This window comes from Cryomorpha ignava (genome assembly GCF_010686655.1).
Lineage (GTDB): Bacteria > Bacteroidota > Bacteroidia > Flavobacteriales_D > Cryomorphaceae > Cryomorpha > Cryomorpha ignava.
The window spans coordinates 27,757-41,355 of sequence record NZ_JAAGVY010000020.1 but is presented as its reverse complement, the minus strand read 5'-3'; the positions used below and the strand labels follow the sequence as shown (position 1 = coordinate 41,355).

The window sequence follows — 13,599 nt, the reverse complement described above, 5'->3', positions numbered from 1 at the left end:
GGTTTGTCACCCTAAGGCAGTACGACAAATCAAGAGAGAAATGTGAACACAAGAACTATGATGAGTCTGCCTTTACTCCCACGAACCACGTAGAATAATTTTACTTTCTCTGATTTGTATAATAACTACTGCAACCAAATCTTTTCACTCATCGATTGACTACCAATATTTATCTGTAGTAGATAAACCCCTGAAGCGAGTTTTGGAATACTAAACGTATTGTTGCCGGAATTGATATAAAGCTGCAATTCCAACTGTCGCTTTCCTTGCAAGTCGTACAAAATAATCCTTGCTTGAGATAAAGCCCGATCAGAACTTATTGTCAACTCACCCGGCTGGCTCTGAAAACAATTCCAATCTGATAGTTCCACATTATTGGTACTAACAATACAACCAGCCAATACCTCATCCAGCGAGTTGCAGTTGGTTCCATTGTTTTCAATGACGTCTGCCGATGATAAGTCGATTAACATGCACACACTAGGCGAATTACATGAGCTCATTTCGGGATTGTTGGTAAGCGTAAATTGACCGGAGAAAGCTAATGCTTCGTTGAAATCAATTTCTGAAAGCAGTGGGTTGTTGTCTATAAACAAATCTCCGTTTAACGATGTAAATACCGGCATTTCCGGAATTTCAGTAAACGCGGTATTTACAATACGTATTCCACCTGATGACGTGAAGTTTGGCAAGGACACCCCATCGTTTGCAAGCATGGGTAGATTGCTTAGATTCAATTCGCCACCCACAGTGGTGAGGTTCTCCAAAGCTTGTACATCAAAGAGTGCCGGAAGGTTTCTAAATCCAAGAGCGCCACCTATTTCTGTTAGCATTTCAAGTCCGTTCAATGATTGAAGGGCGTAGTTTGCTGACTGACTGCTACTTCCAAATCTAAAATCACCTTGAATTGATGAAAGGCCGTTTAACCCTTCAAAATTTATAAGACTGTTCTGGCTGCCAAAAAACGCGAGATCTCCGGATATAACTGAGAGTTGTGGCGAATTTGGCAATTGCGTTAAATTGGGACAGTTAAAACTGTAATGACCACCTAATTCCTGAAGGTAACCCAGCCCGTTTAAGGTTTGAAATGGTCCTGAAAGTTGAACGTTCCCAACTGAGGAAATAACGGGTCCTGTGATCCAAAGAGTTGAAACCATATTTGCACCGATAGATAAGCCCCCATTGCCTATTTCAACAGTGGATGCATTTTCGCCCACGCTGATGTACATCTCCGCAAACGGTTCAGTTATGCCTTCAGCATCAAGGGTAAGTGAAGCTGATCGAATATAGGAAAGGTTGTGAAAGCTGTCGAAAATAGTAGGTATTTTTCCTGAAAGTCCAAATTGGTTTCTAATGGAATCCAGTGATTGGAATCCAGCGATTGTTTCCAATTCATCATTTCCTATTACCAAGAAATCGTGTAGCTTAATCAAATTTGCGTTACACGTAATGGTTTGTAGTGCCGGATTACTTTGAATGTAAATTCCGGAATTGAATGGGAATATGGGAACCTCGTCTGGGAAATCTATGACATCGATAGTTTCAGGCAAGATTAAATGCTCAAGTGCCTGGCAATTACTTACAGTAATATCCTGCACTGTTACCAGTGCCGGAAAGGAAGGGATGGATGTGATATTAGGATTGCGAGCTATGCGCAAATAACCGATAGAGGTGATGTTTGGAAAATTAGTTTCAAGATTTTCCGTATTCATATTTCCAATAAATAAGGAGTCCAGATGTCCGGAGATATTTCCAAGTGCTGCAAGTGTTGCATACCACAATTGGGGCGAACTCGATTCGGAACCGATAATCAAACTTTTCGCAGACTGGATATTTTCCAATCCATCAAGTGGTAAATCGTTAAGGATTTGTGGGATGGATATTTTCCCGGCCACGACTGTGATTTGGCTGAGTGGTGTCAGGTTTGTGATGTTGTTGTTAAATGAAGAGATAATAGTCAGATCGCCGGGCAGCTCCGTGCAATTGGGATATGCGCTCACTAAGTTATCCACGTCTGCCTGGTTAGATAAGGTTAAATTGCCTGGCGGACATTGCGCCGCTGCCTGATCTGCGGCGAAAGAGTTGAAAAAGAGTAAACAGGTAGGCAGAAGGTAAATGTTTTTCATCTTTATGGTTTTGGTTATCAAATATATCCGGAAAGTAGCCATTCAGAAATAACCATGAGTGGTCATTTATGAAATACTTTTTTGCTCCGAGGTTCTAGGCATCGTGGTCGCGTTTTTGATTGGTTATCGAATGCTTAAAAGTACAGCAATCCCAATGCACCATCAATAACCCCTAAGGGTAGATTTTCACGTTTTACTTCATTTTGTTTTTTTCCGTATTTCGTTGTTTGGTTTAAATACTTCTAGCCGTGGCTCCAGTAATTTGAGATATGCTTCACGGCTTAATCACCTTTTCGGATATATTCTTTACCTTCTATATCGGAAAGTCAAATACCTAATCAATGCGTCTTAGTAAAATCTTCAGGCACAACCAAAATAATATCGCCAGTACCAGCAAACTCCTGGTTAAAATCAAGGCTGCTTTCCGTATAAACCTTAATCGTTTTCACATTCAATTTAGGTTTCAATTTCTTGAGATACCAATAAATGCCACCGTAATTTGCGGAGTGAAAGTCGCCGTTGATATGCAGCAAGATGGTGTTTTTTTCGGTGTTATTTGCTATAGATTCAGCCATGGTGGCGTCTTTCAAAGCCTGTGCCTGCACTATTCTTTCAGGATTGGAGCCGTGACCGCCCATCATGTCAAGCATTTCCTGATATTTTGGTGTTTCGAGCGTAAAGTCTATTGGAAGTGCGGGAAGATATTGTTTGGCTTCTTTCGAGAGGGTATTCAGGGTGTCGAGTCCTGATTTAGCTACCAAAGCCGCGTATCTGCGGGGCACGTTTGTGGCAATAAATGTGATGCCGGAATCTCTGGCCAGGTCAAGGATGGGTTTATAATCCGTTTTATAATTCGGCCAAAGGCGTGCTTCCGATTCGAAGTTCTTTGCCGGGATAAGGCCTGAAAGGTATTCGTTGATCTTTAGCTGGTCGTCGCGTTCGAAAATTTCACTCCCCAATATTATGTTATTGAATTTCATTAAGTCTTTCACCATTCTAAGCTGGATATAATGAATCATGGCATCGTTGTGCAGCTCACCAAAAAGAATTACATCGGCTTGGCTCACACTTTTAATTACTTGATTGTAGGTTAATTCAGTTCCTGTTGAATCGTAAAAGGCAAAAGTGTTTATTGTTAATTCCTGATTTTGGGCAATGAGTACATGAAGTGTAGTTATTGCCAAAAAAAGTGTGAAAACCGTTTTCATTGGTGCTGTTTTGTTTGGAGCGTAATTTTACGAAATAATCAACTAAGGTTGACACCGGAGTGGTGTGCTTTATTAATATTTATGCTTGGTGTTTGTCGCGCAAAGGCGCGAAGGCGCAAAGGTGTGGTGAATTTGTGCGTTTTGTTCGCTTCGCTCGGTTTTAAAGTGTGACGTGGGATTCTCGGAAGGAATTCACGCAGTCACACAGTTTGAGTAGACAGATCTTGATTGTTTAAAACTTTTGTAAGTACTTATGGGCAAGTAATCAGGAAAAGTACATATTGCCTATTGCCTATTGCCCATTGGCAGATGCCAATTGAATTGTGTTTTACAATATTTTAAACAATCTACCGCCATACCACCGTTCAACTTAGTATTTTTGACGCGATGGAAAAAATATTAGTTCTTGGAAAAGATGGGCAGCTCGGTAGGGCTCTTCAAGCAATATCCAAACAAGGTGATTGGAAATTTATAGATAAAGATACGCTGAATCTCTACGAGACTGAGACGATTTTGGGAAAACTGGAGCGTGAAGATTTTGATGTGCTCATAAACTGCGCGGCTTACACCGCTGTAGATAAAGCAGAAGATGAATCTGAAATAGCTCAGCGAATTAATGGTGCGGCGCTCGCTCCTATTGCCGAAGCGTGTAGGATGAAAAAGGCCATTTTGATCCATCTTTCCACCGATTATGTTTATGGAGAGGTGCTACCAGTGCCACTTAGAGAGGATGCAGAGACAAATCCGCAAAGTATTTATGGTCAAACAAAGCTAAGCGGCGAAGAAGCTGTGCGTTCTATTTTAGATCGACATATCATTATTCGCACTTCGTGGCTTTACGGAAGCGAGGGCCATAATTTCCTGAATACTATGTTGAAATTGGGAGCTACACAAGATAAATTTCAGGTGGTTTACGATCAAGTAGGTGCACCTACTTTTGTAGAGCATCTGGCGGGAGCGATTGTAGATATTGTTAAAATGAATATCTCACATTTCGGCACTTTTCATTATAGCAATGAGGGCGTGTGCAGCTGGTACGATTTCGCCCAGGCCATTTTTGAATTGACAGGCAAGGAAGTTGAAATCGAGCCGGTAAATACAGATAAATTCCCTACCAAAGCTAAACGACCGAATTACAGCGTATTGGATAAACAGAAAATTAAAGATACTTTTGGTATTCATATTCCCTATTGGCGAAATGGCCTAAGAGCCTGCCTGCACAAAATGAATAAATTGAAATGAGCAATACGATATTGGTAACCGGTGGAGCGGGGTTTATCGGTTCTAATTATATAGAAATGGCTTTGGCCGATACGAGCAATTTAAAGATTGTAAACCTAGACTGCATGACCTATGCGGGAAGCGATGCCAATATGGCTTCATTTGCAGATCATTCGCATTTCACTTTCGTGAATGGCGATATACGGAACCGCTCCTTGGTGGAAGAACTTTTTGAAAAATATGATTTTGACGGAGTGATTCACTTTGCAGCAGAATCGCATGTGGATAATAGTATTTCGGGTCCAGAAGCATTTATTACTACCAATGTAAACGGCACATTTACACTGATTGATGTGGCTCGTAAATACTGGATGGATGCCCCATTTGCCGTAAAGGCAGGAAAAGAAAAGAATAGATTTCTGCATATAAGTACCGACGAAGTTTACGGTTCATTGGGTGCAGAAGGGCTATTTAGGGAAACGACTCCCTATGCGCCTAACAGCCCGTACAGCGCGAGTAAAGCCGCCAGCGATATGATTGTGCGCAGCTATTTTCACACCTTTGGAATGAATGTGGTAACCACCAATTGCTCAAACAATTACGGGCCAAATCAGCACGATGAGAAGCTTATTCCAACTATTATTAGAAGCGCTGTGAACCGAAATAATATTCCCATTTATGGTGATGGAATGAATGTACGCGATTGGCTTTACGTTACCGACCACTGCCGTGGAATAGAATTGGCGTTTGAAGAGGGAAAAGCCGGAGAGACATATAATATTGGCGGTAAAAACGAAAGAACCAATTTGTACATTGCAAAAAAAATATGTGCTTTGATGGATGAATTGTATCCCTCTTCGGAAGGTAGCCACAAACAATTAATTACATTCGTGAAAGACCGCCCGGGGCACGATAAGCGATATGCAATTGATGCCACGAAAATAAGCCGCGATCTGGGCTGGAAGGCGGCAGAGAATTTTGAAACGGGGATAGAAAAAACAGTAAGATATTACGTAGATAAATACGCATAAAAATATGGATGCTTCAACATTAGAAAAAGCGCGGTTTTGGGCCAGCGATGCCTTTGACGAGAATACAAGAACCGAAGTGCAAAACTTGATTGATACCGATCAAAAAACGCTTGACGATGCCTTTTATAAGGGGCTTGAATTTGGAACAGGCGGCTTGCGAGGCTTGATGGGCGCGGGAACCAACCGAATGAATAACTATACGGTGGCTATGGCTACACAGGGATTGGCCAATTATATTAATAAGAATGTTGATGGCGAAAAAAGTATTGCCATAGCGCACGACCCACGAAATAATAGTCACCTATTTGCCCGAAAGGCAGCAGAAGTGATGGCCGCAAATGGTATAAAGGCTTATCTGTTTTCAGAATTGCGACCAACACCAGAGCTTTCATTCGCCGTAAGGCATTTTAAGTGTACTGCCGGTATTGTGGTTACTGCATCGCATAACCCAAAAGAGTACAATGGCTATAAGGTGTATTGGAGTGACGGCGCGCAGATTGTTGCCCCACAGGATAAGGAAATTATAAAAGAAGTTGCTAAAATCACTGACCCTTCTCAAGTAAAAAGTGATGTAAATGCCGAGTTGATTGAGATAATTGGCGATAATATTGATCAGCTGTATAGAGATACTTTGAAAAAGGAATCTATTCATCCAGAAGCCATTGCTTCAGAGAAGGATATGCCGATTGTGTACACATCCATTCACGGAACGGGTATTACGCAAGTGCCGCAACTCCTTGCCGATTTGGGTTTTGAGAATGTGCATATTGTAGAAGAGCAGCGTAAACCCGATGGAGATTTTCCGACGGTGCACTCACCAAATCCCGAAGAGAAGGCTGCTCTGGATCTGGCGCTTGCGCTTGCGCGGAAGGTGAATGCCGAGATTTTGATGGGCACCGATCCCGATGCTGACCGTGTTGGAATTGCAGTGAAAGATCTGAATGATGAGCTGGTTTTGCTGAATGGGAATGAAACCGTTTCGATGCTGGTTTACTACCAGCTTTCGCAGCTAAAAGAAATGGGCAAGCTACCCGAAAACGGATTTGTATGTCGCACAATAGTGACTACTGAACTTGTTGACGCTATAGCCGCACATTATAATACAACTTGCTACGTTACCCTCACGGGATTTAAATACATCGCTGCAAAAATTCGTGAGCTTGAAGGAAAAGAGAAATTTATAGGCGGAGGCGAAGAGAGCTACGGATATATGATAGGCGACGCAGTCCGCGATAAAGATGCTGTAGTTACAGGTGCAATGCTCTGCGAAATAGCTGCCTGGGCGCGAAATAATGATAGTTCCTTTTATCAGGAAATGGTGAAAATGTATGTCCAGTTTGGCTTTTATAGAGAAGGACTTGTATCTATTGTACGCAAAGGAAAGGACGGCGCCGAAGAAATTAAGAATATTATGACCAGTTACCGCGAGGAAACTCCACATGTAATTGCGGGCTCTGAAGTGGTAGAAATGCTTGATTATTTAACTGATGAAACCATTAATTTTAAAACAGGTGCAAAAGGCAAAACCCATCAGCCAAAATCGAATGTAATACAGTTTTATCTCGCAGATGGAAGCAAAGTTACTGCGCGACCATCGGGTACAGAACCCAAAATCAAGTTTTATTTCAGCGTGAATGCCAAGCTTATATCCATTGACGATTTTGAGAATACGCGCAATAAATTAGATTCCCGGATTGAGGAATTGAAGGATGCTTTTATTGGGTAGCAAAATTAATTGCGAATTACGAAGAGGCGTGGGGTCGTAGAATTTTATACGTGGGATGGCGCCAAAGTAGCATACTGTTAAGAGAATTTTTAGCTTCAGTTCAGATTTCAATTTGAAGAAATAAGGAACTGAAAACGTTTTTTGCATTTTAATTCTTCAAAGATTTTTATGAGACACACTTTGTTCTGGAATAAGCAGGTGTGGCCGACAAAATGTGATTTGATCTTAGTTGCACCTTAGTTGGTATTTAGTTGCATCTTAGTTGGGAATAGCCTTGCACCTTAGTAAACCCTAAATAGAGTCTGTCAATACACTCAAGTGGCTGAATCATAAAGTTCAATAGCAAGGCGCATGCAGAATTGAAAATCAAGGAGTTGACATTTGTCAATAACTGTTTTCAATTCAAGTGCAACGCCGATAGTGGACTTTATGGACAGACACTAAATAGACCTTGGTTAGATAAGAAGTGAAAGTAGTGTGACCACGTACCGAGTCGGCATGGAAATCAGTAAATTGTGTATGCTACAAACATGCGACACCTTACCGGGTCGTTGTAAGTTTGTTTGTTGTTCTGCAAAAATAAGTAATGCCGTATGACTGTCGACACCATGCGATCCTTATGGAAAGCTTTTATAGCCTTGACCTTAATTTTCTTAATTCCTTAATGGTTCAAAAAATTAGAACCAAAGATATTATTGGTTTTGGCAAAAAGTGGAAATTAGTCGTCTGATCATCCGTTTGTTCCGCAGCATTGCAACCCAACGAAGTGACCTCACGACCGCAAGGAGTAAATGCAGCGGAGCTGATACTTCGGTGGATTAAAACCATTAAAGCATAAATCGTAAAAATTCTATATCTTTATAGTTGTGAAATTATAAGGGTATGACCGATAAAGCACTGGAAAAACGATTATTGATTTATTTTCATGCATTGGCAAGACACGAAAAAATGAATGCTTTAAATTATCTAAAATCACTTACTACAGAAGATGAGCCTTCTAATGAAAAGCTTTTAAGTCTGGCAGGAACAATATCTATAGAAGACTTAGAAGCAATGGAAGAAGCAATTAAAGAAAGTTGTGAAAAAGTAGACAAAGATGAATGGTAAGTGTCTTTTGGATACTAATATTGTCATTGCACTATTCAAAGGAGAACCGAAAGTGTTAAAGGAACTTGCGCGTTGTAAAACTTATGTCCCAGCTATTGTAATTGGTGAATTACGCTATGGTGCTGAAAAGTCAGAAAGATCGGATTCTAACCATACACAAATAGATGCTTTGATAAATGAAGTTATTGTGCTTCCAATCACAACAGAAATGGGCAATTATTACGGAGAAATTAAAAATCAATTAAGAAGCAGCGGCAAACGTATTCCTGAAAATGATATCTGGATAGCAGCGATTTCGATGGAAAATGATATTGCACTTTTTACACGTGACAAACATTTTGCTAATATCAATGATTTAAAAACTAAGTCGTGGGATATTTAAATTTGCTTGCGATTTAAAACGTTGCGTTAAACTAAGCGAAGCGGCCTCCGGATCAACGGGAGTGCGAAGGGTGAACGAAGTGAATAAACTCAAGGCTATACTAATGGTCGTCCCTACGGGACTACAAAGTGTTTATAATCGTTTTTTCGATTTGTGGTTTTCGTAAAAATTCACATCGATTCGACGCGTTGCATACAGAAATAAATCGTGTTTAAGCGATAAAGTGAATGCAGCGGAGTCGAGCCTTCTTTGTTATCGGGTCAATAGAAATAAATTATTTTTCTAACCCACCAACTACTTCCCAAAAACCTCGGTTGCAATAGCCTTTACAGATTCTGATTTGCCCATGGTATAAAAGTGGATGCAAGGCGCATTGGCGTCTACAAGTTCCTGGCTTTGCTTTATGGCCCATTTTATACCAACCTTATTTACTTCGGCGTCGGTTTTACACTTCACTAATGCATCGGCGAGTTCGTCCGGAAAATCAACATAAAATGTTTTAGGCAAAAAGGCAATGTGGCGGAGCTTGGTTATGGGTTTTAATCCGGGAATAATTGGCACATTTATTCCGATAGCGCGGCAACGATCTACAAAATCAAAATACTTTTTGTTGTCAAAAAACATCTGTGTAGTAATGTAATCCGCACCGGCATCTACCTTGTGCTTCAGATAGGTGAGGTCGGTTTTCATACTCATCGACTCATAATGTTTTTCGGGATAACCGGCTGTTCCAATACAGAATAAGCTCTTTGCAGAATGCTGACTTTCTTCGTGAAGCAGCTTGCCCTTATTCATATCGGATATCTGGGTTATTAGATCAACTGCATAGCGGTGACCATTTTCTTCGGGTTTAAAAGTACTTTCACCGTTTATTGCATCCCCGCGCAGCGCGAGCACATTGTCTATGCCCAAAAACTGTAAGTCAATAAGTGCATTTTCGGTTTCTTCTACCGAAAAGCCTCCGCAAATAAGGTGCGGCACTGCATCGATATCGTATTTATTCATTATCGCCGCGCAGATACCTACTGTTCCCGGTCGCTTGCGAATGCTTATCTTTTTGAGCAGGTCGTTCGGGAACTTTTTATAGACATATTCCTCACGGTGGTAAGTAACATTAATGAAGGGGGGATTAAATTCCATCAGTGGATCAATACCTTCAAAAATATCATCAATCCTTTTGCCTTTTAGCGGGGGAAGGATTTCAAAAGAGAATAATGTTTTTTTACTGTTTTGGAGATGCTCAGTTATTTTCACGGCAAAATTTTATGGCGACAAATATAATGGTATAAAGAAGAAGCCCGGAAAATAGTTCCCGGGCTTTTGAAATTTTATTCTTTTGAAGCAAATTAGTCTCCTGATCCGTCTTTCAGCACTTGAATATAGCCTGTTTCAATAGTTTCTGCATAGGGTATAAGCAGCTCAAAGAAATAGGTTCCGGAATTAACGTCAGTCGGATCCCAGCCACCAGTGCTCGCCTGATACTTATCGTAATCTGCCTGTTCGAATACCGTTTTTCCCCATCTGTCGTAAACGCGAAGCTTAGTGCCCGGGAATAAGTGAATATATTCTATTTCAAATTTATCGTTTTTGCCATCTGCGTTTGGCGTTACAACATTAGGGATGTTGTATTCGCACTGCCTTCCCGTAAAATTGGCATCGCCCGTTGCGAGCTGACATACATTGTAGAAATCACGAACGGTAACTCTTATTACATAATCTTCAAGTGGGGTAAAATAATCCGGTGGGAAAAACAGCGAATCATTGTCACCAAGTTCTGGAGTTCCGTTAATCGACCAAGTATAAGATCCATTATGGCTTCCGGAAACTATTGCCGAGAGAATAAGAGACTGCTTATCGGCACAAAAGTCGGGATTGGCCGGTACGACCTGCACCTCGGGTTGCTCTACAAAAGTAACGTCACGGGTTACACCGTCGTCTATGCAGCGGTAGTCGGTATAAGTGATTGGATAGGTACCAAAGTCGCTTGAAGAGATTTGCGTACCTGTTTGATTTGCATTTGTAAAAGAGATGTTTTCGGCAGCGCTCCAGAAGCCTGTGCCCTGCGGTGCTACATTGGCACTGGCGGCAGACTGAAGGCCACATATTGTATTCCCTTCAAATTCTATGGTTATGGCTATTACATCAGTAGTATCGCCTGCCACACCACAATGTCCGGCAATGATAACTGAATAAATCCCTGTTTCATCTACTGTAATAGAATAGTCTTCGGTATTAATAACTCCGGCGGTACTGCTAATCCAGGTAATATCAAAATTCCCTGAGTTGGCATCTTGCGGCCCGGCATCGAGAAAGATAGATGCACCAATACAAAGGGTGGTATCACTAATAAGCGGCAAGACTTTCGGATCGGGTCTGAAGTCAATTGTCGCAGAGTCTTCGTATCCGCAATACTCTTCGGATTCTTTAATGAAAAAAGTATAAAGCCCGTACTCATTTACGGTTATATTGGCGGTTGCTCCGGAGATGAAGTCCCATTCGACGGTAGAATTTTCAGACGGTGTACTAATGACTGTCCAAGTTGCATCGTTTTCGTTGGTAGGGGTAAGTGTATGCGTTAAATCACATGCCAAGTCATCATTGATATTTAATGAAGGACGAACATATACATTAAATGTTGTGTCATGAATGCAGCCAAAGCTGTCTTCTACAATAAAAGTAAATCCATTATTACCAGGAAATGATGGTACTACTGTCACGATGGTATCATTGTTAATGACAATATCATCATTTTCTTCCCAATAGGCATTTACAATGGTCGGTGAGTAGTAAACAGTATCAATATAAAAATCAGAAGAGAATTCGATATTCCAGCTGTAAATAAATCCATTGTCTGACCCCAGATTATCCGTAACGTTTAAGGTCCAAGGTCCATTCACGGGGCAGCCTAAAAATGAGGAAAGAAATTCTTCTTCTGGTAAATAAGTTCCTGAAATCATTGCATTCCCGGTGGAAGCAGGAACGGTATTGCCTTCACTCAATTCAAAAGCCATCGTTCCAAGTGTTGCTAAATCGTCAGAAAAACAATAATCAAAGCCCACTCCCATACTATCAGGCAGGTCGTCGCTGTCAATGGCCGCTCCCAAAAAGGTTCCTCCTCCACCAAAGCCATTTCCTGGATATACTCCTGCTCCCCCATACCCCTGAAAAAGCGCAGCGGTTTGGCCATTTGGACAAGTCAACCATGCTTCTAAATCTCCTAAATATGAATGCTCCATGTTTAAGCAAATTTCTACAAAATCTCCAGGGTCAGTAATTACCGGATCATTTGCAAAATTGGAAATATTAATGCCAGTAGAATATGTTGTAACCTGACCACCAGGAACGTCTGGAAGTGCTAAGGAATCAGTCGAATCTAAGTATATATTGATGGCTCCGGTATTTCGGACTACACCAACAGTATCTTGTAATAAGATACCACCTGTTAATTGTGTAGTATCGCCAATACAAAGTGTGTCTTTAAATAATAATCCTGTAAATATCGGTCTAGGCGCAACTAGAACATTTATTCTAACTACCTCTTGTCGTCCCATTTGATCAATGGCAGTAATGGTGAGTAAGAAACCACCAAATGGTTCATAAACATGTCCATTTACATCTAAACCAAGCCCTTGATCCGTGCTTCCATCGCCCCAACTCCATATAATATTGGTGGACTCCAACGATTGTTCATAACCGTTTCCGGTAGCGTCGGAGAGAGGGAAATTTAGAATAGTTTGAAATGAAATCGAATCTTGGTAGCAAATGGTAAGAACAGAGTCAGCAGAGTTTAATCCATCAAAGTCTTGAGATGAATACTCAGTAGGATCAATAGCTGCAACAACAATATCGAAAGGTTGATGGTCTTCCAAGCACTTGATTTCTGCTAAGAATCCTTCGCCCGAACTACTGCTACCAGAGATAAATACGAATGTAAGGCAAGCCACGTCAGTGGTAAAAAAAACACCTTCCGGATCAGATTCACTATTGAACTCGCCTAAAAGCGTACCGGACGTACCAGTGCCTTCATAGATAAACAATGAGCTGTTTCCATCAATGTCCCAAACATTTCCTGTTGCAGGGTTCGTTGGAAGTATTTGCACTTGAGCGATATCACCTTCTATAGATGTAAAACACAATGTGGCTTCGAAGGATTCATTCTCTTCATAATTTCCATTATCAGCGTTGCTATCTGTTAATATCAGGTATTGCTGACAATTAATACTTTCATGTGTTCCTTCTTCAGAGATCGCTACTTCGATAGGTTGCGCGAACGCTGTTTGAATATTTGTGACTACAAATAATCCAGCGAAAAAGAATGATTTTAAAAATAACTTCATAATGTTACGGGATTATTTTCTTTGGTTACTAAAAGCTTTCGAGAATTCGTTGTTTGACAATAAGATCAAATAGCTATTTGTTCCTTTGATGTCATAAGTTTTCCTTATGTTTCTATCCATGTGCAAATCATAATTCAAAATATTGAAGTCTTTTAAAGTCTTAATTCTTATTGATTGGCCAGAAGCCAGAAGCTTGCCTGTGGCATCTCCATCAATAATAATATAGCTATTGTCTAAGTAATAAGTCCAATATTCTATTACTGCTGTATGATCTTTAGTTAGTTCTTCAATTCTTTCCTCACTAAACTTAGCCAAAAGTCGTTTATCAAAATCGCCTTGAGAAAAGACGGAAAGGGAAACTCCGAGAAAAAAGAGTATCAGGATGGATTTCATAAGGGTTTATTTAAAAAGAATGACGTAAAAAGATCAATTTAGTTGACCTTTAGTATTGCAAATATATC

The 13,599-nt window shown here is 40.7% G+C and carries 10 protein-coding genes; 5 read left to right on the top strand and 5 right to left on the bottom strand.

What is annotated here, in order from left to right; genetic code table 11:
* Positions 1–125: 125 nt before the first annotated feature.
* Together G3O08_RS11520 and G3O08_RS11515 are read right to left on the bottom strand one after the other, a co-directional pair.
* Positions 126–2,126 (bottom strand): T9SS type A sorting domain-containing protein, encoded by a 2,001-nt coding sequence (locus tag G3O08_RS11520; protein WP_163285524.1) that lies wholly within the window; start codon positions 2,124–2,126, stop codon positions 126–128.
* A gap of 338 nt (positions 2,127–2,464) precedes the next feature.
* Positions 2,465–3,334, bottom strand: coding sequence for a ChaN family lipoprotein (locus G3O08_RS11515; protein WP_163285523.1), 870 nt, complete (start codon positions 3,332–3,334; stop codon positions 2,465–2,467).
* Between the two features lie 387 nt (positions 3,335–3,721).
* Here G3O08_RS11515 and rfbD point away from each other — a divergent pair, with 387 nt between their 5' ends.
* From rfbD to G3O08_RS11490, 5 genes are all read left to right on the top strand, one after another.
* Complete coding sequence (gene rfbD, locus G3O08_RS11510) at positions 3,722–4,576, top strand: dTDP-4-dehydrorhamnose reductase (RefSeq protein WP_163285522.1); 855 nt, start codon at positions 3,722–3,724, stop codon at positions 4,574–4,576.
* The gene (gene rfbB, locus G3O08_RS11505) at positions 4,573–5,586 is read left to right on the top strand and encodes a dTDP-glucose 4,6-dehydratase (protein WP_163285521.1); all 1,014 of its coding nucleotides are present in this window, start codon (positions 4,573–4,575) and stop codon (positions 5,584–5,586) included. The genes rfbD and rfbB overlap by 4 nt, the downstream gene beginning before the upstream one ends.
* 4 nt (positions 5,587–5,590) lie before the next feature.
* On the top strand, positions 5,591–7,312 hold the full coding sequence (locus G3O08_RS11500) for a phospho-sugar mutase (protein WP_163285520.1): 1,722 nt from the start codon (positions 5,591–5,593) through the stop codon (positions 7,310–7,312).
* Positions 7,313–8,194: 882 nt separating this feature from the next.
* The gene (locus G3O08_RS11495) at positions 8,195–8,419 is read left to right on the top strand and encodes a hypothetical protein (RefSeq protein ID WP_163285519.1); all 225 of its coding nucleotides are present in this window, start codon (positions 8,195–8,197) and stop codon (positions 8,417–8,419) included.
* Positions 8,409–8,801 (top strand): type II toxin-antitoxin system VapC family toxin, encoded by a 393-nt coding sequence (locus G3O08_RS11490; protein WP_163285518.1) that lies wholly within the window; start codon positions 8,409–8,411, stop codon positions 8,799–8,801. Before G3O08_RS11495 ends, G3O08_RS11490 begins: the two co-directional genes overlap by 11 nt.
* Positions 8,802–9,095: 294 nt before the next feature.
* On the opposite strand, the gene metF is transcribed toward G3O08_RS11490, so the two are convergent.
* The 3 genes from metF to G3O08_RS11475 all read right to left on the bottom strand — a co-directional run bounded on the left by metF (position 9,096) and on the right by G3O08_RS11475 (position 13,531).
* Positions 9,096–10,055: a methylenetetrahydrofolate reductase [NAD(P)H] gene (gene metF, locus G3O08_RS11485; RefSeq protein ID WP_163285517.1), complete on the bottom strand. Its 960-nt coding sequence runs from the start codon at positions 10,053–10,055 to the stop codon at positions 9,096–9,098.
* A gap of 92 nt (positions 10,056–10,147) precedes the next feature.
* Complete coding sequence (locus tag G3O08_RS11480) at positions 10,148–13,138, bottom strand: gliding motility-associated C-terminal domain-containing protein (protein WP_163285516.1); 2,991 nt, start codon at positions 13,136–13,138, stop codon at positions 10,148–10,150.
* Between the two features lie 12 nt (positions 13,139–13,150).
* Positions 13,151–13,531 carry a hypothetical protein gene (locus G3O08_RS11475; protein WP_163285515.1) on the bottom strand — a complete coding sequence of 127 codons (381 nt, stop codon included), beginning with the start codon at positions 13,529–13,531 and terminating at the stop codon, positions 13,151–13,153.
* Positions 13,532–13,599 lie beyond the last annotated feature (68 nt).